Genomic DNA, 19808 nt, shown 5'->3' on the forward strand with positions numbered 1-19808 from the left:
GCGACACGGGTGCTCCTCGGGACAAGGAAGATAATGTCGACGACCGCAGCAAGACAACGCTCAACCGCAGCGGAGACATTTCAGAGATGAGGACGAGCTTCGGCGCTCGACCAAGAAACCTGCAACAGCAGAAGGATATTGACGGGTGACTGAAAACCGTTGTCTGATGCGATTTTCAGGGCGCGGTCGTCAGGTCAACCGATCAATGATGCTTCCTCCCCCACCAACTGTTTGCGTGTTCAAATCTCAGCAGAAAATCAGCTTTGCCGCAGCAATATGGCCGAAATTCGGGACGCTAATACCAAAAATGCGACTTGTCCGACGCCGTCCGATCGGAGTCTCAATCGCTTCGCTCGAGAAGCACCGGAACCAACGGAACAGCCGCAAGTGACATCACGGCGCATACAGCAAAAGCCAGCGGATAGCCCGCAGCGGTAACTAGCGCGCCGAATGCTGGCGGGGTGCCGGCAGCAGCTAATCGCTGACAGGTGTTTTGCACGCCCAGCGCTCGACCCGTCCAAAAGGGCCCGCCAACTTCGACGATGGCGGTGGCGGCCAGCCCGTTATAGCCAACCGCCGTCACGGCTGCCACTACCATGGCCGGCGCCGCCAGCGGTGAGTCGACGTAATCGAACAACGCCGTCGTGATCAGCGCGAGAAAACCGGCTACGGCGACCGCGCGCATCGGGCGCAACCGCGAATCAACACGGTCCGACCAACGGCCGACCGCGATACGGCCTAGCGCGCCCGTAAGTTGCGCAAACCCAACCAGAGCGCTTGCCGACGAGGTGGACCAGTGGTGATCTGCGATCAGCCAGACCAACATGAATGTCGCGGTCACCGACTGAGCCACCATCAGAAGCGCGGACACCACGTGAATACGTTGCAGGATGTTGCTCGAACGGTACGGGTTGATCAATTCCGTTGGCTCGGCCGCAGCCTTGGCCGGGCGCGGCGGGTCCGTCAAGAACGCGAAGCTAACGACTGCGCCGACAGCACAGGCGATCCCGGGGTAAAGCAACGCGGCAAAGAAACCGTCCTCGATCTCGGTGAGCTCAGGCATCAAAGCGGCGCCGATCGCGACACCGAGCGGTTGCGCAGTCTGGCGGATGCCCATCGCCAAACCGCGTTGATTGTGCGGGAACCACCCGGAGACCATCCGGGCACCGGCGGTATTGCAACTGGCCGCGGCCATACCACCAAGAAAGAGCAATACGCCGATCGCTACCAACGAGTTCTGCCGAGCGGCGCAGAAAGCCGCGATAGCGGTCAGGCCCAAACCGGCGGTCAGCACCAACCGCTCCCCGTAACGATCGACCAAGAAGCCCCATCCCACCAACGTCAGCACCATCCCGACGCTCGGCATCGCGGCCAACAGGCCGGCCTGCGTCAACGACGAACCACGAACGGTGTGAAGCGCGGGAATGAGAAAAACACCGCAGTTGATGAAGAGGAACGAACACGAGGTTGTCGCAACGGAAATGGCGAGCACCAGCCAGCGATGGACATGTTGGATCGAACGCTCGCTTGCGCTCTGGCTCATGACCTCGTCAGGTTCCTTCATCGACTAGGTCGAAGATGTCGTTGGCGTGACTGAAGGGACCAGCGACATATGCATGGTCGGTGGAGAACGAATAGTCGAGTGCATAGTCCATCGACAGCAACATCGCCAGCAGCGTTGCGACTGACGACGCGATGACCACATGTCCGACGATGCTTGGCAGACGCAAGAGGCCAAGAAGCCCAACCATGATCGAGGCTCCGGATATGAGCACTGCCCACAACAAGCCCGGCATGCGAGGCCTCGTACCGGTGATGCGCTCGTTTCGGTCGGAGGCCAGCGCGGTCAACTGGCTGAGGAATTCGGAATTGACCGCGCTTGACTTGGCGTCGGCGGGCATATGGCCGATGACTCGGTACATGCCGGATATCGCGGCGCGCGCACCGTTGCTGTTCTGCTGATTCCATTCCGGGCCCGCCACCGCGTTCGTGTATCGGCGGATGAGCGGCCGCACCTCATCGCGCTCGTCGTCGGGCATGGCAATTGTCTGCCGGTACATCGTGGTGAGCGCGGATGCCTCGCTGGCGATGATGACCCGTGTCGAGGCGAACTGATCCCAATTCGTGATAACCGTAAAGCCAAGCAGCACACCGTAAACGATGCCGGCAAAGGACATGAATGGCGACAATGCCGAGTTGTGGTCCGGGAGCACCACGACCGGTCGTAAGCGGTAACCGATCCGGATTGCGCACGCGGTAAAAAAGATCGCCACCGAAATGGCGCACATTAGTAGCAACCACAGCGGTAGCCCCGGTCCCCTCACATTTCCCCTTGCCCGGTTGTCGATTCGTTGCCACCTTAAATTAACGTCAGCCATGCCGCGAGAGATTCGGCTCGAGGACGTCGCGGCAGCTCCAGCAGCCGAGATGTTGCTCGCCCAGGCCACAGGTCCGCGACGCGCCGGCGTGCAGATGTTCACGATCGTCGACCGACGCCGCGCTATCGAGCCGTATGGCGCGCGAGTCAGCGAGCTCAACCGCTACCGCTCCCTGCGGTACCAGTGGTACCGACTAACCTGGACGACAACCACGTGACAAGGAGCGTCCATGGAAGGCTTTGCCGGAAAAGTTGCCGTCGTGACCGGCGCCGGATCGGGAATCGGCCAGGCTTTGGCCATGGAGCTGGGACGCTCGGGCGCCTCGCTGGCCATCAGCGACGTCGACCTCGAGGGCCTGGCGACCACCGAGGAACGACTCAAGGCCATCGGCGCTCCGGTCCGCAGCGACCGACTCGACGTCACCGAGCGGGAGGCGTTCCAGATCTACGCCGATACCATCAACGGCCACTACGGCAAGGTCAACCAGATCTACAACAACGCCGGCATCGCCTACACCGGTGACGTCGACATCACCGCGTTCAAGGACATCGAGCGGGTGATGGACGTCGACTTCTGGGGAGTTGTCAACGGCACCAAGGCATTTCTGCCGCACCTGATCGCCTCCGGCGACGGCCACGTGGTCAACGTCTCCAGCCTGTTCGGGCTGCTGTCGGTTCCCGGGCAGGCCGCCTACAACTCGGCCAAGTTCGCGGTGCGTGGCTTCACCGAGGCGTTACGCCAGGAGATGATGCACAACCGAGAGCCGGTCGAGGTGACCACGGTGCACCCCGGCGGCATCAAGACGGCCATCGCGCGCAACGGCCTGACCGCCGAGGGAGTCAGCGCCGAGGCCCAATCCAAAGTCTTCGACAAGCGGCTGGCCAGCACCACCCCGGAGCGAGCGGCTGAGATCATCTTGGATGCGGTGCGCAAGAAGAAGGCCCGGGTTCTGGTGGGTCAGGATGCCGTGGTGATAGATCTGCTGGTGCGGATCACCGGATCGCACTACCAGCGGTTGTTCGCCCCGGTCATCGGCCGGATCAAACCGCCGTCGCGTTAGTCGGCGGCGCTAACGCCCTAACGGGTGCTCGTTGAGCCACCCGTCGGCGACCACCTGCGGATCCGCCCCGGCGACCACCTGGCGCCGCATGTCGACCAACGCCGCGGTGTCCAGCACACCAGCAACTTCGTTGACCGCCAACAACTGTCGAGCGCTCAACTCGTTGCGGCGGTACAGCGGCACCACGTTCTCGGCCTGCACCAGCGCCGGCTTACCGTCGGTGAGCACCACCAGGTCGGTGGGCACGCTGGGGTCGGTAGTCGTGGTCCAGGCCGCCGTCAGCTCCCCCGACTTCACGGCCGCGAAAAGCGCTGCCTCGGTTTCGAACTCACGGCTCGCCGGTAGCCGACAGGTGCCGACCACCGACGGCGTCGGCGCACCGGCGACCGAGCCGATGGCCAGCCCGTCGCAATGGCGGGCAAGTACACCGAGATCACTTCCGCCCCAATCCTTTCCGGTCGCGGCAGGCACCGCCAGCGCCGGCTTGTCCTCGGCGGCAGTGGTGTAGTCACCAGCCGCGATGCCTTCCGGCAGCGCGCCGATCATCGCCTTGTAGACCTGCGCGTCGGCGCGCACGGCGGCCTCCGGCTGGAAGGTTCGCAACACCCGGCCGGTCAGGCTCGGGACGACGACGAAGGCCCCGGAGTCCAACTTGGACAACGGATCCGGCGCCTGCTCGGTGTGGGCCGGAAAGCCGTAGGACCGTAACGCACCGGTGTAGACGTCGGCCAGCAGCGTCGACTCGATCCCGGCGCGGGAGCCGACCACCAAGTCGGCCGGCCGATGCGCGTGGTGGCCGCAAGCTGCCGTCGCCAGCGCAGCGGTCAGCGCCAGCGCAGCAAATCGGCCGGTCGTCACTCGCCGTTATCGGCAGCGGACGCGACGGCGGCGGCCACCGCTGGCTCGACCCGCGGGTCCAGCGGACTCGGCACGATCCGGTCTTCGGCCAGATCGTCGACCGCGATGGAGTAAATCGCTTGCGCCGCAGCCATTTTCATCTCTTCGGTGATCCGGTCGGCGCCGGCGTCGAGCGCCCCGCGGAACACGCCGGGGAAAGCGAGCACGTTGTTGATCTGATTGGCGAAGTCGCTGCGCCCGGTCGCGACGACCGCCGCGTGGCGGGCCGCTACATCCGGGTGGACCTCCGGGTCGGGGTTGGACAGCGCGAACACGATGCTCCTCGGCGCCATGGTGGCGATCAGCTCCTCGGGCACCACACCGCCGGAAACCCCGATGAACACGTCCGCACCTTCGAGCGCCTCGACCATCCCCCCAGTGCGATCCAGCGGGTTGGTGCGGGACGCCAGCTCGGCTTTGACACCATTCATCCCGGGCCGGTCACGGTGCAGGATGCCCTGCGAGTCCAGCACGGTGATATCCGAAACACCCTTGGCCTGAAGCAAATTGGCGCACGCGATACCGGCCGCACCGGCGCCGGAGACGACGACCCGCAGGGCGGCCATGTCGCGGTCGAGCACCGTCGCGGCACCCATCAGGGCCGCCAGCACGACGATGGCGGTGCCGTGCTGGTCGTCGTGCATCACCGGGCAATCCAGCGCGTCGATGAGGCGGCGTTCGATCTCGAAGCAGCGCGGCGCGGAGATGTCCTCGAGGTTCACCGCACCGAACGTCGGTCGCAGCCGCACCAGCGTCTCGACGATCTCGTCGGGGTCCTTGGTGTCGAGGACGATCGGGATGGCGTCCAGGCCGGCGAACTCCTTGAACAGCCCGCACTTGCCTTCCATCACCGGCAGCGAGGCGGCGGGTCCGATGTCGCCCAGACCGAGCACCGCGCTGCCGTCGCTGACCACCGCGACCAGCCGTGCAGACCACGTGTAGCGGGCGGCCAGCGTGTGGTCGCCGGCGATCGCGCGGCTCACCTGAGCCACACCCGGGGTGTAGGCAATCGACAACGAACGCTGGGTGTCCAACGACGTCGTCAAACCGACGGAAAGCTTGCCGCCCGAGTGCGCGTCGAAAATCTCCGCGTCGGTGATCGCACCTTCGTCAGTACGGTTCTGAAACGATTCAACCAACTGAGACACGCAGCCCAGCGTACTGACTACTCATTAGTAGCCCTAATCGCCGGCGCGACCCCTTGGTGGCTGCGCCTCTCAGATCAAACCCAGTTCGGAGACCGCGCTGCGCTCGTCGGCCAACTCGGCGGTGGACTTGTCGATCCGGCCGCGTGAGAAGTCGTTGATGTCCAGACCCTGCACGATGCTCCAGTCCCCGCCGGAGGTGGTCACCGGGAACGACGAGATCAGGCCTTCCGGCACCCCGTAGGAGCCGTCCGAGTAGACGGCCATCGACACCCAGTCGTCCTTCGGTGTGCCGAGCAGCCAGTCGCGGGCCGCATCGATGGTCGCCGACGCCGCCGAGGCGGCCGACGAGCTGCCGCGCGCATCGATGATCGCCGCGCCGCGCTTGGCAACGGTCGGGATGAACTTGTCGGCGATCCACTTCTCGTCGTTGACGACCTCGGCGGCGTTCTTGCCGCCGATCTCGGCGTGGAAGATGTCGGGGTATTGGGTGGCCGAGTGGTTGCCCCAGATGGTGACCTTCTTGATGACGGTGACGTTGGCGCCGGTCTTCTTCGACAGCTGCGAAATGGCCCGGTTGTGGTCCAAACGGGTCAGCGCGGAGAACCGCTCCTTGGGGATGTCGGGCGCGTTGTTCAGCGCGATCAGCGCGTTGGTGTTGGCCGGGTTACCGGTGACACCGATGCGGACGTCGTCGGCGGCGACGGAGTTCAGCGCCTTGCCCTGCGCAGTGAAGATGGCGCCGTTGGCCTCCAGCAGGTCGCCGCGCTCCATGCCCGGGCCGCGGGGCCGGGCGCCGACCAGCAGGGCCAGGTTCACGCCGTCGAAGATCTTGTTCGGGTCGGCGCCGATCTCGACCCCGGACAGCAGCGGGAACGCGCCGTCGTCGAGTTCCATCACCACACCCTCGAGCGCCTTGAGCGCGGGCTCGATCTCGAGCAGCCGCAGCTCGATCGGCCGGTCGGGGCCCAGCAGCGAGCCGCTGGCCAGGCGAAACAGCAGGCTGTAGCCGATCTGGCCAGCCGCGCCGGTGACGGCAACCTTCAGTGGTGTAGTGCTCACGTCATTGGCTCCTTGCGTGCAGATCGACATTCGCGTCGGGTCGAAACTAGCGCACCGCCGCAGGCGGAAAATCCCTACCCCACCTCGGTGAGAGCTGCGCCATCAGCTGCCAGGCGCTTGCCATTCAACGCGCGTAGCATGACCGAGGCTTTATCGGATTCTCGCTGCAGATGGGAGGTTACGGATGCCTTCGTTTCGAGAACTACGCGATATCCCCGAGACACTGCGTCCACTGGCACGGCCCCAGCGGGACGAGCCTCCCCATCCGCAGCCGCCGCAGGAGCTTCTGACCGCCGACCAGGCCGTCGTGGACTGTGGGATCTACGTCAACGGCGAGCGGCTGCCCGGGACGTTCAGCTACGTCGAGGCTCGCGCGAAGGTCAGCGAACTCCAGCTCAGCGGTCTGGAAGCCTTCGCCTGGATCGGACTGCACGCACCGACCGAGCATCAGATGCAGGAGGTCGGCGAAGCGTTCGGCATGCACGAGCTGGCCATCGAGGACGCGGTCTGCGCCCACCAGCGGCCCAAGCTGGAGCGCTACGACGAGTCGCTGTTCCTGGTGCTCAAGACGCTGAACTACCTGCCGCACGAGTCCGCTCTGCTGGCCCCCGAAATCGTCGAGACCGGCGAGATCATGATCTTCGTCAATCGGGATGTGGTGGTGACCGTCCGCCACGGCGACCACGGTCGGTTGACGGACGTCCGCAAGCGGATGGACGCCGACCCCGAGCACATGCAGCTGGGGCCGTTCGCGGTGATGCACGCGATCGCCGACACGGTGGTGGACCACTACCTCGAAGTCACCGAGTCGATGGAACGCGACATCGACGCGATCGAGGAGGAGGCGTTCGCCCCCGAACACCGCACCCGGATCGAGCCGATCTATCAGATGAAGCGCGAGGTGGTCGAGCTACGCCGATCGGTCAATCCACTGTCGGTGCCGTTCGCCCGGCTGCAGACCGAACACAAGGACCTGATCTCCAAGGAGGTCCGGCGCTATCTGCGCGACGTCGGCGACCACCACACCCATGCCGCCGACCAGATCGCCAGCTACGACGAGAACCTGAGTTCGCTGGTACAGGCGGCGTTGGCCCGGGTGGAGATGCAGCAGAACACCGACATGCGCAAAATGTCGGCGTGGGCCGCGCTGTTGGCGATACCGACGATGGTGGCCGGCATCTATGGGATGAACTTCGAGTACATGCCCGGCTTGAAATGGCATTGGGGATACCCGACAACCGTTCTCGGGACGGCCGCGATCTGTCTGATGCTGTACCGCCGGTTCCGGCGCAACGACTGGCTGTAGTCAGGCCACCCAGCGTCGAGGAAGCGACCTTCGACGTGCCCACCTTCGAGCGACAACCTGGCCGCGGGTCGTGGTGCACATGACGCTTCCCTACGCTCGGGTTGTCGCTCGGAGGCGGGCAAACCGCCTAGTGTTCGACCCAGTCGCTGGTGCGACGAGTTGGTCAGTTGGGTTGTGCGGCAGGGCGTTTGGGATCCAAGACGTCGACGCTGTCGCTGCGCCACGCTTCACGCATCGCCTCGGCGCCCTTCAGCCGGACCCAGGCCGCCTCGGTCGCGGTAATCGGCGTCGCCGACAGGAACCGGACGGGATCGCGCGGCGGCTCCAGCGGCAGGTCGGCGATGTCGCTCTCGCCGAGCAGCAACGCGGTGAACGGAACTCTGGCCGACGGCACCGTCCACAGCGGACCGCCCAGGTCGACCAGAGCATCGGCAACCAACACCACACCCTCGACCGCCGGGGATGCTGCGACGATGGCCAGGGTGCGGGCCAACCCGGTGATGGTTTCCGTATCACGCAGCCGCAGAACGACTTCGGCGCGCGGGCCGAGTTCTGAGTCGGCCACCATCGCGGTCGGGTCGACCATCGGGTGCCGCGAACACCCCAGCGAGACATAACTGACCACGCGGTCGTCACCGACCCGATAGCGCAGTACGTTCATCGGTTCGGCGCCGAGGAATGTCACGCTGGCGACGTCGGGCTCGGCCTGGCCGAAGTGCGCGTCCAGGTGTGCGCGCACCCGCTCCAGCGTTCGGCTCACGCGGTCGCGACCGTCAGGTTCACCCCGGACTCGGGATCGAAGACAGCGAGTTGAGCGGTGTCGAAGGCCAATTCGACCGTCGCGCCTTTCGCGGCCTTCGACGCGGCCGGCACCCTGGCGACGAACTCGTGCTCCTGGGGGCCGGATTCGTCGTCGATGTCGGACAACTGCTCGGACTCCGCTGCGGGGCCCTCGGCGGTGAAGTAGACGTATTTGTCGGCGCCCAGCGACTCGACCATGTCGACCTTGACGTTGAAGGTCAGCGCGCCGATTCGCTGATACCCGTCGATCAGCGAAGCGTCGTGGAGATGTTCGGGCCGGACCCCGACGATGACGTTCTCCGGCGCAGATGTTGCCGCAAGCCGGTCGAGGACGGGCTGGGTGAGCGTCACCTCACCGAACGCCAGCTTCAGCCCGGTCACGGTCCGTCTGGCTGGAAAGAAGTTCATCGCCGGAGATCCGATGAAGCCGGCCACGAACAGGTTTGCCGGACGCTCGTACAACTCGTCAGGCTTGCCGATCTGTTGCACCACGCCGCCACGCATCACCACCACGCGATCGCCGAGCGTCATGGCTTCGGTCTGGTCGTGGGTGACGTAGACGGTGGTGGTGCCCAGCCGTCGTTGCAGCCGGGCGATCTCGCCGCGCATCTGCACACGCAGCTTGGCGTCGAGGTTGGACAGCGGCTCGTCCATCAGAAATGCCTTGGGCTGCCGGACAATCGCGCGGCCCATCGCGACGCGCTGCCGTTGCCCGCCGGACAACTGCGCGGGTTTGCGGTCGAGCACCTCGGTCAGGTCAAGGATCTTCGCGGTCTCCTCGACCTTCTGGGCGATCTCGCCTTTCTTCAGCTTGGCCAGCGTCAGCGGGAAGGCGATGTTCTGGCGGACCGTCATGTGCGGGTAAAGCGCATACGACTGGAACACCATCGCGATGTCACGGTCCTTGGGAGCTTTTTCGTTCACCCGTTCGCCGCCGATACGCAGCTCCCCGGACGAGATATCTTCAAGTCCGGCAATCATATTCAGCGTCGTTGATTTGCCGCAGCCGGACGGGCCGACCAGAATGATGAACTCGCCCTCTGCGATGGTGAGGCTGAACTCCTGCACGGCCTGTGCACCGTCGGGGTAACTCTTGGTCACCCGGTCCAACACGATCTCGGCCATCGCTATCCCTTCACCGCACCCGACGTCAAGCCCGCGACAATCCGTCGTTGGAACACTAGAACAAAAACGATAATCGGCACCGTGATCACCATCGCGCCGGCCGCGATCGAGCCGGTCGGTTCCTCGAATTGTGAACTGCCGGTGAAGTTCGCGATAGCGACCGGCGCGGTGATCGCGGCATTGGTGGCCGTCAGCGACAACGCCAGCAGCAGGTCGTTCCACGCGAAGATGAAGACCAGGATCGCGGTGGTGACGATGCCCGGCGCGGCCAGTGGCACGATCACTTTGCGAAAGGCCTGGGCCGGCGTCGCGCCATCCATCGTGGCCGCCTTCTCCAGGTCCCACGGAATCTCCCGGAAGAACGCCGACAGCGTGTAGATCGAGAGCGGCAACGCGAAGGTGATGTAGGGGATGATCAGGCCGGGCCAGGTGTCGAACAGCCCGATCCGGCGTTCGATGTTGAACAGCGGAGTAACCAGCGAAATGGCCGGGAACATCGAAATCAGCAGCGTCGCACCGATCAGCAGCCGCTTGCCCGGAAACTCCAGCCGCGCGACCGCGTAGGCCGCCATCGCGCCGATCACGACCGCGATCACTGTCGTAAGGACTCCGATCCCGACGGAGTTGATCAGCGCCGAGCTGAAGAAGTTACCGCGAAAGATTCCGCGGTAGTTATCCAAGGTCAGCGACGACGGAATCAGCTTGCCGTCCTTGACTTTCGACGTCGGCTTGAGCGAGAGGCTGAGAATCCACAGCACCGGCACCAGCGCGTACGCCAACACCAGGGCGTCGACGATCACCCACCCGGCGGTCCGCTTAGCGTGCATCGGCACCACCCGGTGCGGCGGCACCGAACACCTTGATGAACAGCAGCGCGATCAACGTCACGCAGCAGAAGATCAGCACGGATATTGCCGACCCGAGGCCGACATCGAAGCCCTTGAACAGGTTGTCGTAGCCGAGGATCGACACCGAGCCGGTATTGCCGGTACCGCCGGTGAGCACGTAGATGTTGTCGAAGATCCGGAACGCGTCCAGCGTGCGAAACAACAGCGCCACCAGGATCGCCGGCTTGATCAGCGGCAGCGTCACCGACGTCAGCCGTCGCCACGCGCCCGCGCCGTCCACTTCGGCGGCCTTGAGGAGGTCCGCCGGCACCACCGCCAGACCGGCCAGCAGCAGCAGCGACATGAACGGTGTGGTCTTCCAGACCTCGGCGATCACCACCACTCCGAGCGACGAAAACTGATGTGTCAGAGGCGCATAGGCGTGCGGCAGCAGGTTGGCCAGATAGCCGGTGCCTGGTGTCCACGCGTAGTACCAGCTGTAGGACGCGACCACCGTCACAATGCCGTACGGGATGAGGACCGCGGTGCGCACCAGGCCCTTGCCGACCAGTGTGCGGTGCATCGCCAGCGCCAACGCCAAGCCCAGGACGAACTCGATCGATACCGACGCGACCGTAATCGCCAGCGTCACCGCCAACGCCGCCCACCAGTAGCGGTCGGTCAGGATGGTCTGATAGTTGCCGAGACCGACGAAGCGGCTGTCGTTGGGCGTGGTCAAGTTGTTGCGCTGCAAGCTCAGCCACACCGCGTAGCCGATCGGATACGCCGTGACTGCCAGCATCAGCAGCGCCGCGGGCGCGACCAGAACGAAGGCCAACCGCTTCTCGCTCGCGTTCACGGCAGCAGGCCCTTGCCGTCTATCGCTTTGCGCACCTGCAGCGCGAGCTCGTCGGCCGTCCGCTGCGGCTCGATCCGACTGATCGGGGCCACCGTCGCGGCGATCCGAGTCGACACCGCCTGGTAGGCCGGCGTCGCGATGCGCATCGCGGGGTCGGCGAGCTGGCGGCGGATGATGTCGTACATCGGGTACTTGGCCTGGAACTGCGGATCCGAATACACCGACGTGCGCACCGCAGGCAGGCCTCCGTCGAGCGAGACGACCTTCTGGTTGGCTGGGCTGCGCAGACACCGGATGGCTTGGTACGCCTCGGCTTTGTGCCGGCTCGTCGCACCCACCGCGAGGTTCAAGCCACCGATAGTCACCTTGGCCGGCTGTCCCGGGTGCACGCTCGGATAGGGCGCAAAGCCGAAAACGCTTCTGCTGGCCTCATATGCCGCACGGAACTGTTGCCCGGTGGGCGTGAACGAGCCGACACCGTTGATGCTGCCGGTCAAGTCCGGCCGGCGGTTCAGCGGAAGAAACGGCACCCCGCCCTTGACCGCGTTCTCCAGCATGGAGGCCAGCACATACGGCCAGTTGACCTCGAGCGCGGATTTGCCCTGCTCGAACGCCAACCGCGCGGTGCCCGCGTCGCTGCGGGTGACCGACGGGTCGGCGCCCGGCGCAGTGGCCACCGACTTCATGATCTGCAGCGCTGCGACAGTGGCCGCCCGGTGCTCGGCGGTGTCGGTGAGCGTGACCGTCCGGCCGTCGTCCGAAAGCACATGTCCCCCAGCGCTTTCCAGCAGCGTATTGAACCACACAACCACGGCCTCGTTCTGGTTGGCCTGCACACCGATCCAGCTGGGCTCACCGGCGGCGTGTAACCGCGCGGCCTCCCCGATCATCGCGGCCCACGTCGTCGGCGGCTCCCGCATTAAATCTGGCCGATACCACAGTAATTGGGTATTGGCGGCAACCGGTGCGCCGTAGAGCCGGTGGCGCCATGTCGCGGTGGACAACGGGCCGGCCAACGTGTCGGCGGCGGCGTCGGCCTCGGCGCGGTGCGCCGGGTCGTCGGACAGCGGCAGCACCCAGCCGGCCTCGGCGAACTCCGCCGTCCAGATCACGTCCATTGCAATGATGTCGACGCTGTGGTCGTCGGCGCTCAGCCTGCGGGCCAGCTGGATGCGCTGGTCGTCCGTCGAACGCGGCAAGCTGGACTGCCGGACGGTGAACCGGCCACCGAACTCCTCCGAGCAGCGCCTCGCCAGCGCGGCGAACGTCCCGGCGTCGCCGGCCGGGGTGTACAAGCCGATGGCTCGGCCGTCGTCGCGGGTACCGCAACCGGACAGCGCCGACACAGCGGTCAACACCGCCGCGGCGATTGCGGCCAACCGGCGACGCACGACTCAGATGGCCAAGCGGGCCAGCAGATCCCGGGCCTGCTCGGCGTTCTGCGGGTCGCAGAGAACGTCGTAGCGGCCGGCCACCAGTTGCAGCGTCGAGCTGAAATCCCGGGTGCCGCGGGCCATCGAGTAGGGAATCGCGGAGGTGATCAGCCCGAAGAACACACCGGCGACCAGCCCGGTGGTCAGCGCCTCCAACGGGTGTGGGCTGGAGAACAGCAGGCTGAGCATCAGCCCGACGAACAGGCCCAGCCAGGCCCCGCTGATCACGCCGCCGCCCAGGACCTTCGGCCATGTCAGCCGCCCGGTTACCCGCTCCACCTGCATCAGGTCGACGCCCACGATGGTCACCTGCTGCACCGGGAACTCTTGGTCGGACAAGTAATCGACGGCTCGCTGCGCCTCAGCGTAGGTCGGGTAGGACCCGACCGGCCAGCCTTTGGGTGGAGTCGGCAGTCCGGGAGCACGGCGGCTCCCGCTCGGAGTGCCGGGCGTGGCACCGGGAACCTGTCCTGGCTGAAACGGGCTGCTCATGGAAGCCATTGTGCCCGCTTCGGCGTATCGAGTCTGCGCCCATGGCGCGGAAGTGCGACGAGATGACGCCCTGTACGCAGGATCGACGTCATCGCGGCTAGGTTGAACGCATGACAGCTCCGGGCGGCGGTGAGCCCTACCGCGATCAACCGGGTCCCTGGCAGCCGTACCAGCCCCCGCCAGTCGATCCGCAGGCCCCGCTGAACTACCCGGACTACCCCTACCCGCCTCCGCCTCCGTACTGGCCCGGCGGACAGGGCGGCCCGCCGACGCCGTACCCGCCCTACGGCCCGCCGCCTTACCCCGGGCCCTATGACCCCTACCAGGGATATCCGTCGCAACAGACCAACAGCCTGGCCGTGGCCTCGCTGGTCACGTCGATCGCCGGGGTCGTCTTCGGGATCCCGCTGGCCATCTTCTGCTTCTTGGGTTGGCTGATTCCCGTCATCGGCGCCGTGCTGGGCGGTATCGCCCTGAGCCAGATCAAGCAGACCGGCCAGCAGGGCCGCGGGATGGCCATCGCCGGAATTGCGATCGGGGGTGCCACGACAGCGCTGATCGTGCTGGGGATGATGATCTTCGCCGCCGCGATGTTCCACTCGCCGATGTTCACCCGCTAACCGGTCGGCGGCTCGAACCTTTCGCCCCGGCGCTCCATGCCCGCCGCCCGTCCTTTCGCGGCGACCACCAGAGCCATCTTGCGACTGGCCTCGTCAAGCATCTCGTCACCGAGCATCACCGCACCGCGTGCACCACCGGCCGCGGAGGTGTGCCACTCGTAGGCCTCCAGGATCAGTTCCGCGTGATCGTAATCGGCCTGACGGGGGCTGAAGATTTCGTTGCCGGCGGCGATTTGGTCCGGATGCAACACCCACTTGCCGTCGTAGCCCAGCGCCGCCGACCGCCCGGCCACCCGCCGAAACGCTTCGGTGTCACGCACTTTCAGGTATGGCCCGTCGATGGCCGCCTTCCCGTGTGCGCGGGCGGCGATCAAAATCGTCATCAGCACGTGGTGATAGGCGTCGCCCTCGGTATAGCCCTCGGGCTGCTCCCCGACCACCAGCGTGCGGGTGTTCAGGCTGGCCATCAGGTCGGCCGGGCCGAGCACCAGCGCGTGCACCCGTGGCACCGCGGCGATCGCATTGATGTTGGTAAGCCCCTGCGCGTCCTCGATCTGCGCGTCGATGCCGATTTCACCGACCGGCAGCCCGTGGATCGTCTCCAGTTGGGTCAGCAACAGGTCGAGCGCTTGAACGTGCGACACGTCAGACACTTTCGGCAGCACCACCACGTCCAGCTTCGCGTCAGGCGCCGCGCCGACGGCGGAGACCACCTCGATGAGGTCGGCGTGCGTCCACGGCGTGGTCCAATCGTTGACGCGCACCCCGCGCAGCTGCCCGGCCCAGCCGGGCGCGGCCAGCGCGGCGGCCACCCGGCCGCGGGCGTCGGCCTTGGCGTCGGGAGCGACGGCGTCCTCCAGATCGAGAAACACCTCGTCGGCGGGAAGGCCCTTGGACTTGTCGATCATCTTCTGGCTGCTGCCCGGCACAGACAGGCAGGTGCGACGGGGCCGGTACGCGTTGTTCACACCCCACTCCTACCCTTTGAACTATGGCCTCGATCAACAGGGTGTACGCCGCGCGGCTGGCGCGAATGCAGGTCCTGGGCCCGATGGGCGAGGCCCTCGGGCGAGTCCGCGACGTCGTGGTCAGCATCAGCATCGTTCGCCAGCAACCGCGTGTTCTCGGACTCGTCGTCGAAATGGCTTCGCGCCGACGGATTTTCGTACCCATCCTGCGCGTCTCCGCGATCGAGCCCAACGCGGTGACGCTGAACACCAACAACGTCTCGATGCTGCGGTTCGAGCAGCGGCCCGGGGAGGTGCTCGTGCTCGGCCAGATCATCGACACCAAGGTGCGGGTGAGCGACCCTGAACTTCCCGAGCTGGCCGGCATCGACGTCGTCGTCACCGACCTGGGCCTCGAGCAGGCCCGGACCCGCGACTGGATGGTCACCCGGGTGTCGGTGCGGGTGCCCCGGCGGCTCGGCCGGCGCAGCAGCAGCCACATCGTCAACTGGCGCAACGTGCAGGGGCTGACGCCGTCGGCACTGGCCATGCCGGGTCAAGCGGTCGCGCAGCTGCTGCACCAGTTCGAGAAGTGGCGTCCGATCGAGGTGGCCGACGCCGTTCGGGAACTGCCGCCCAAACGGCGATACGAGGTGATTGCCGCCCTCGACAACGACCGGCTGGCCGACATCCTTCAGGAGCTGCCGGAAGACGAGCAGACCGAGCTGCTGATGCAGCTGGGTGACGAGCGCGCGGCCGACGTGCTCGAGGAGATGGATCCCGACGACGCCGCCGACCTGCTCGGAACCATGACCCCGACGCTGGCCGAACGACTGCTGCGGCAGATGGACCCCGAGGATTCCGACCCGGTGCGACGGCTGTTGAAGCACTCCCCGGACACCGCGGGCGGTCTGATGACACCAGAGCCGGTGGTGCTGACACCGGACACCTCGGTCGCCGAGGCGCTGGCCCGGGTTCGCGATCCCGACCTGACACCGGCGCTCTCGTCGCTGGTGCTGGTGGTCCGCCCACCGACTGCCACCCCGACCGGCCAGTACCTGGGCTGTGTGACGTTGCAGCGACTGCTGCGCGAACCCCCGTCGATGCTGGTCGGCGGAATCGTCGACGCGGACCTGCCGTGGCTGGAGCCAGACACCTCGCTGGCAGTGCTGACCCGCTATTTTGCCGCCTACAACCTGGTCTGCGGGCCGGTGGTCGATGCGCAGCACCATCTGCTCGGGGCGGTGACGGTCGACGACGTCCTCGACCATCTGCTGCCGCACGACTGGCGCGACACCACCGAAGACCCCGTGCTGGACGCGGCCGGAGACCGGTCGTGAGCAAGTCGCCGCCGCGGTCGCGGCTCTACACCCCACGCATCTCCCGGCTGCCGTCCCCGCGGCTGGACTCCGAGGCTGTCGGCAACTTCACCGAGGCGATCGCCCGATTCTTCGGAACCGGCAGCTACCTGCTGATCCAGACCATCGTGGTGACGGTCTGGATCATGCTGAACGTCTTCGCCGTCGGGATGCGGTGGGATCCCTACCCCTTCATCTTGCTCAACCTGGCGTTTTCCACACAGGCCGCCTACGCAGCGCCGCTGATTCTGCTGGCCCAGAACCGCCAGGAGAACCGCGACCGGGTGGCGCTCGAACAAGACCGACGACGCGCCGAGGAGACCAAGGCCGACACCGAATACCTGGCCCGCGAGCTGGCGGCGCTGCGACTGGCGATCGGTGACGTCGCGAAGACGCGCGAACACCTGCGGCGCGAGCTCGAAGATCTGCACGAGCTGATACAAGCCCGGTTCGGCGGATCGTCCCCGACCGACGCCGACGAGGTCGACTCACACGCCGCTTCCTCTACTTGACACAGCGTCCCGAACACGGCGTTTTCACAGGTAATGAGTCCGCCATTGTTGTCACTGGAGTCACCAGCGTTATGTATGGTGACGTAGTTCACGAGGCTCACGCGGAAATCGCGGGCCCCACAACGCTCGAGGACTAGGCAGGTCGAGTGCGGGTAGGGGAACGCTCGGGCGTACGTCCAGCCCTTGCAACGATGCGGCAGCGGGCACTGCGCGCGCCTAAAGCTCCGAAAATGCCTGCGGCGCTTGCCAATACAGCGTCGTCGGTACGCGATGCGGCCACTCGTGCGGCGCAGGCCGCGAGGATTCCCGTCGTGCTGGCCGCGATCGCCGCGACCTCGCAATCGGTCGGGACCACCGTCCAGCAAACCCTGACGCGCACCGGTAAGTCGCCGGCGTTCGGAATGGTGATGATCGCCTGCCTGATCTATCCCAGCGTCGACGGCGCCGGCACGCCGCCGTTTCCCCTGGCCAAGTCGACAGTGCACGACGCCGCGATCACCCCGGTTGCCGCCGTCGCACGCGCCTCCACCGACCCGACGGGTCCGCTGGTGGTCGCCGTCGAGCGCGCGAAAACCGGTTTCCACATCGCCGAGGCCGCCGCATCCGCCCCGCCGCCGACCCTCGTCGTGAACAGCCCTGGGGCACTGGGCATCCCCGCGGTGGCGTTGACCGCGTACCGCAATGCCGAGCGGATGATGGCCGCGTCCGATCCGGCCTGCGGCATCAGCTGGAATCTGCTCGCTGGCATCGGCCGCATCGAATCGGGCCACGCCAGCAACGGCGCGACGGATGCGCGCGGCACCGCGGTCCGGCCGATTTACGGGCCAACCCTGGACGGCACGCTGCCCGGCAACGAAGTAGTCGTGCAGAGCGCCGCCCCCGGGCGCGTCAGCTACGCCCGCGCAATGGGCCCGATGCAGTTCCTGCCCGGCACGTGGGCCCATTACGCCTCCGACGGGGACGGCGACGGCGTCGCCGATCCGCAGAACCTCTACGACTCGACCCTGGCCGCCGCGCGGTACCTGTGCAGCGGCAACCTGAACCTGCGCGACCAGTCGCAGGTGTTGTCGGCGATCCTGCGCTACAACAACTCGATGCCGTATGCCCAGAACGTGCTGGGCTGGGCCGCGGCCTACGCCACCGGCGTCATCCCGGTCGACCTGCCTCCGATCACCGGGCCGCCGCCGCCACTCGGCGACGCCCACCTGGAGAGCGCCGCGGAAGGTCTCGGCCCCAACCTGCCGCTGAACATGCACGGCCTGTCGACAGCCGACCCGATGGGGCGCACGCCGTTGATCGACCTCAGTGGCACACCCAGCACCGGGCAGCCGTGGTCGGCGCAAGGACCGACGGGCTACAACCCCTCTTGCACGGTGATCTGCATCGGCGACCAGGGCCCGGGCCCGCTGCAGAGTTTCAACACCCCACCGCCGAACGCGCTCGCGCCGCAGGGTCCTCCCGGCCTGACGCCACCGCAGTCCGCGCCGGCCTTCCTGCCCCCGCAGGCGGCCCCGCCCCCCTTTGCGATACCGCCAGCGATGGCGCAGCCGCTGGTGCCACCGCCGGTCATGCAACCACCCGCTCCGCCGGCCCTCCCGCCACCCGCTGCCGCACCGGCCCCCGCGCCCGCGCCGGTGGGCCCGCCGCCAGGCCCGCAGCAGGCTCCCCCGGCCTGACCCTTCGCGCCGAATGCGCGCGTCATGGAGGCGAAAGCCGCCGACGGCCGCCGTGACCTACACACTCGACGTCAAGACCGCTCCCGTCGCCGGCTCGGCCCCACAGTGCCGCTCCTCACCGGGCCGAGATGGCCCGCATCGTCGCGGCACTAGACTCGGCGGTGATGTCCGATCCGACTGCAGACGTACGCGCCGCGCTGGCGAAGGTAATCGATCCTGAACTGCGCCGTCCCATCACCGAACTCGGGATGGTCAAAGGTATCGAGGTGAGCCCCCGCGGCGACGTTCACGTCGAGATCTACCTGACCACCGCCGCGTGCCCCAAGAAGACCGAGATCAGCGACCGGGTGCGTCAGGCCGTCGCCGACGTGCCCGGCACCGGCGCCGTTCAAGTCAGCCTCGACGTGATGAACGACGAGCAGCGCACCGAATTGCGCAAGCAGCTGCGCGGCGATTCGCGAGAGCCGGTCATCCCGTTCGCCCAGCCAGGATCGCTGACCCGGGTGTATGCCATCGCGTCCGGCAAGGGCGGCGTCGGGAAGTCGACGGTGACGGTCAACCTGGCGGCGGCGATGGCCGCGCGCGGAATGTCGGTCGGCCTGCTCGACGCCGACATCCACGGTCACTCGATTCCGCGGATGATGGGCACCACCGACCGGCCGACCCAGGTCGAGTCGATGATCCTGCCGCCGATCGCGCACGAGGTGAAGGTGATCTCGATAGCGCAGTTCACTCAGGAGAACACCCCGGTGGTGTGGCGCGGGCCGATGCTGCACCGGGCGCTGCAGCAGTTCCTGGCCGACGTCTACTGGGGTGACCTCGATGTGTTGCTCCTCGACCTGCCCCCGGGCACCGGCGATATCGCGATCTCGGTCGCCCAGCTGATCCCGAACGCAGAGATCATCGTCGTCACGACACCGCAAAACGCCGCGGCCGAGGTGGCCGAACGGGCCGGCAGCATCGCCCTGCAGACCAAGCAGCGCGTGGTCGGCGTGGTGGAGAACATGTCGGGCCTGCGGCTGCCGGACGGCACGATGATGCAGGTGTTCGGCGAGGGCGGCGGCGCCCAGGTCGCCGAACGACTGAGCCGCGTCATGGGCGCCGACGTCCCACTGCTGGGCCAGATTCCGCTGGACCCTGCCCTCGTCGCGGCGGGCGACGCCGGGGTGCCGGTGGTGCTCAGTGCGCCCGACTCACCGGTCGGCAAGGAGCTGCAGAACGTGGCCGACGCCCTGTCGGCCCGCCGCCGCGGATTGGCCGGCATGTCACTGGGATTGGACACCAGCCGGCGCTGAGAGCCACCGTTACGG

General features: G+C 66.6%; 20 protein-coding genes. 8 read left to right on the forward strand and 12 right to left on the reverse strand.

The window, feature by feature from the left end; translation table 11 throughout:
* Positions 1-340 precede the first annotated feature (340 nt).
* Both MKK62_RS01725 and MKK62_RS01730 read right to left on the reverse strand, forming a co-directional pair.
* Complete coding sequence (locus tag MKK62_RS01725) at positions 341-1543, reverse strand: MFS transporter (RefSeq protein WP_240262692.1); 1203 nt, start codon at positions 1541-1543, stop codon at positions 341-343.
* Between the two features lie 7 nt (positions 1544-1550).
* Entirely contained in the window at positions 1551-2273 is a 723-nt protein-coding gene (locus MKK62_RS01730; protein ID WP_240262691.1) for a bestrophin-like domain, read from the reverse strand.
* Between the two features lie 103 nt (positions 2274-2376).
* On the opposite strand from MKK62_RS01730, the gene MKK62_RS01735 reads away from it, so the two are divergent.
* Both MKK62_RS01735 and MKK62_RS01740 read left to right on the forward strand, forming a co-directional pair.
* Positions 2377-2595, forward strand: coding sequence for a hypothetical protein (locus MKK62_RS01735; protein ID WP_240262690.1), 219 nt, complete (start codon positions 2377-2379; stop codon positions 2593-2595).
* A gap of 12 nt (positions 2596-2607) precedes the next feature.
* Positions 2608-3438: an SDR family NAD(P)-dependent oxidoreductase gene (locus MKK62_RS01740; protein ID WP_240262689.1), complete on the forward strand. Its 831-nt coding sequence runs from the start codon at positions 2608-2610 to the stop codon at positions 3436-3438.
* Between the two features lie 9 nt (positions 3439-3447).
* Here the strand turns inward: MKK62_RS01740 and MKK62_RS01745 are convergent, their stop codons facing one another.
* The 3 genes from MKK62_RS01745 to MKK62_RS01755 form a co-directional block, all read right to left on the reverse strand.
* Positions 3448-4296, reverse strand: coding sequence for a glycine betaine ABC transporter substrate-binding protein (locus MKK62_RS01745; protein WP_434085011.1), 849 nt, complete (start codon positions 4294-4296; stop codon positions 3448-3450).
* Positions 4293-5483 carry an NAD(P)-dependent malic enzyme gene (locus tag MKK62_RS01750; protein WP_240262688.1) on the reverse strand — a complete coding sequence of 397 codons (1191 nt, stop codon included), beginning with the start codon at positions 5481-5483 and terminating at the stop codon, positions 4293-4295. Before MKK62_RS01750 ends, MKK62_RS01745 begins: the two co-directional genes overlap by 4 nt.
* A gap of 69 nt (positions 5484-5552) precedes the next feature.
* Positions 5553-6542, reverse strand: a complete 990-nt coding sequence (locus tag MKK62_RS01755) for a malate dehydrogenase (RefSeq protein WP_240262687.1) — start codon at positions 6540-6542, stop codon at positions 5553-5555.
* Positions 6543-6726: 184 nt separating this feature from the next.
* Between MKK62_RS01755 and corA the strand changes: the two genes are divergently transcribed.
* The gene (corA, locus tag MKK62_RS01760) at positions 6727-7848 is read left to right on the forward strand and encodes a magnesium/cobalt transporter CorA (RefSeq protein WP_240262686.1); all 1122 of its coding nucleotides are present in this window, start codon (positions 6727-6729) and stop codon (positions 7846-7848) included.
* Positions 7849-8011: 163 nt separating this feature from the next.
* Here the strand turns inward: corA and MKK62_RS01765 are convergent, their stop codons facing one another.
* Genes MKK62_RS01765 through MKK62_RS01790 form a run of 6 tightly spaced genes read right to left on the reverse strand, consistent with a single transcriptional unit; the run spans position 8012 to position 13385 of the window.
* Positions 8012-8608 carry a suppressor of fused domain protein gene (locus MKK62_RS01765; protein ID WP_240262685.1) on the reverse strand — a complete coding sequence of 199 codons (597 nt, stop codon included), beginning with the start codon at positions 8606-8608 and terminating at the stop codon, positions 8012-8014.
* On the reverse strand, positions 8605-9774 hold the full coding sequence (locus tag MKK62_RS01770) for an ABC transporter ATP-binding protein (protein ID WP_240262684.1): 1170 nt from the start codon (positions 9772-9774) through the stop codon (positions 8605-8607). Before MKK62_RS01770 ends, MKK62_RS01765 begins: the two co-directional genes overlap by 4 nt.
* Positions 9775-9776: 2 nt before the next feature.
* Complete coding sequence (locus MKK62_RS01775; protein ID WP_240263875.1) at positions 9777-10601, reverse strand: carbohydrate ABC transporter permease; 825 nt, start codon at positions 10599-10601, stop codon at positions 9777-9779.
* Entirely contained in the window at positions 10591-11460 is an 870-nt protein-coding gene (locus tag MKK62_RS01780) for a carbohydrate ABC transporter permease (protein WP_240262683.1), read from the reverse strand. Before MKK62_RS01780 ends, MKK62_RS01775 begins: the two co-directional genes overlap by 11 nt.
* Positions 11457-12851 (reverse strand): extracellular solute-binding protein, encoded by a 1395-nt coding sequence (locus MKK62_RS01785; RefSeq protein WP_240262682.1) that lies wholly within the window; start codon positions 12849-12851, stop codon positions 11457-11459. Before MKK62_RS01785 ends, MKK62_RS01780 begins: the two co-directional genes overlap by 4 nt.
* A 3-nt stretch (positions 12852-12854) precedes the next feature.
* Positions 12855-13385, reverse strand: coding sequence for a YflT domain-containing protein (locus MKK62_RS01790; protein ID WP_240262681.1), 531 nt, complete (start codon positions 13383-13385; stop codon positions 12855-12857).
* Positions 13386-13495: 110 nt separating this feature from the next.
* Here MKK62_RS01790 and MKK62_RS01795 point away from each other — a divergent pair, with 110 nt between their 5' ends.
* Positions 13496-14005 carry a DUF4190 domain-containing protein gene (locus MKK62_RS01795; protein ID WP_240262680.1) on the forward strand — a complete coding sequence of 170 codons (510 nt, stop codon included), beginning with the start codon at positions 13496-13498 and terminating at the stop codon, positions 14003-14005.
* Here MKK62_RS01795 and MKK62_RS01800 read toward each other — a convergent pair.
* Positions 14002-14973, reverse strand: coding sequence for an HpcH/HpaI aldolase/citrate lyase family protein (locus MKK62_RS01800; RefSeq protein WP_240262679.1), 972 nt, complete (start codon positions 14971-14973; stop codon positions 14002-14004). The two genes, MKK62_RS01795 and MKK62_RS01800, sit on opposite strands and share 4 nt — an antisense overlap.
* Before the next feature lie 23 nt (positions 14974-14996).
* Between MKK62_RS01800 and MKK62_RS01805 the strand changes: the two genes are divergently transcribed.
* The 4 genes from MKK62_RS01805 (at position 14997) to MKK62_RS01820 (ending at position 19793) form a co-directional block, all read left to right on the forward strand.
* Positions 14997-16292 carry a magnesium transporter MgtE N-terminal domain-containing protein gene (locus MKK62_RS01805; RefSeq protein ID WP_240262678.1) on the forward strand — a complete coding sequence of 432 codons (1296 nt, stop codon included), beginning with the start codon at positions 14997-14999 and terminating at the stop codon, positions 16290-16292.
* Positions 16289-16822 (forward strand): DUF1003 domain-containing protein, encoded by a 534-nt coding sequence (locus MKK62_RS01810; protein WP_240262677.1) that lies wholly within the window; start codon positions 16289-16291, stop codon positions 16820-16822. Before MKK62_RS01805 ends, MKK62_RS01810 begins: the two co-directional genes overlap by 4 nt.
* A 401-nt stretch (positions 16823-17223) precedes the next feature.
* A complete protein-coding gene (locus MKK62_RS01815; RefSeq protein ID WP_240263874.1) occupies positions 17224-18498 on the forward strand; it encodes a lytic transglycosylase domain-containing protein in 1275 nt (424 codons plus the stop codon).
* Positions 18499-18626: 128 nt separating this feature from the next.
* Positions 18627-19793, forward strand: coding sequence for an Mrp/NBP35 family ATP-binding protein (locus MKK62_RS01820; RefSeq protein ID WP_240262676.1), 1167 nt, complete (start codon positions 18627-18629; stop codon positions 19791-19793).
* Positions 19794-19808 lie beyond the last annotated feature (15 nt).

It is taken from the genome of Mycobacterium paraterrae (genome assembly GCF_022430545.2).
Classification (GTDB): domain Bacteria; phylum Actinomycetota; class Actinomycetes; order Mycobacteriales; family Mycobacteriaceae; genus Mycobacterium; species Mycobacterium paraterrae.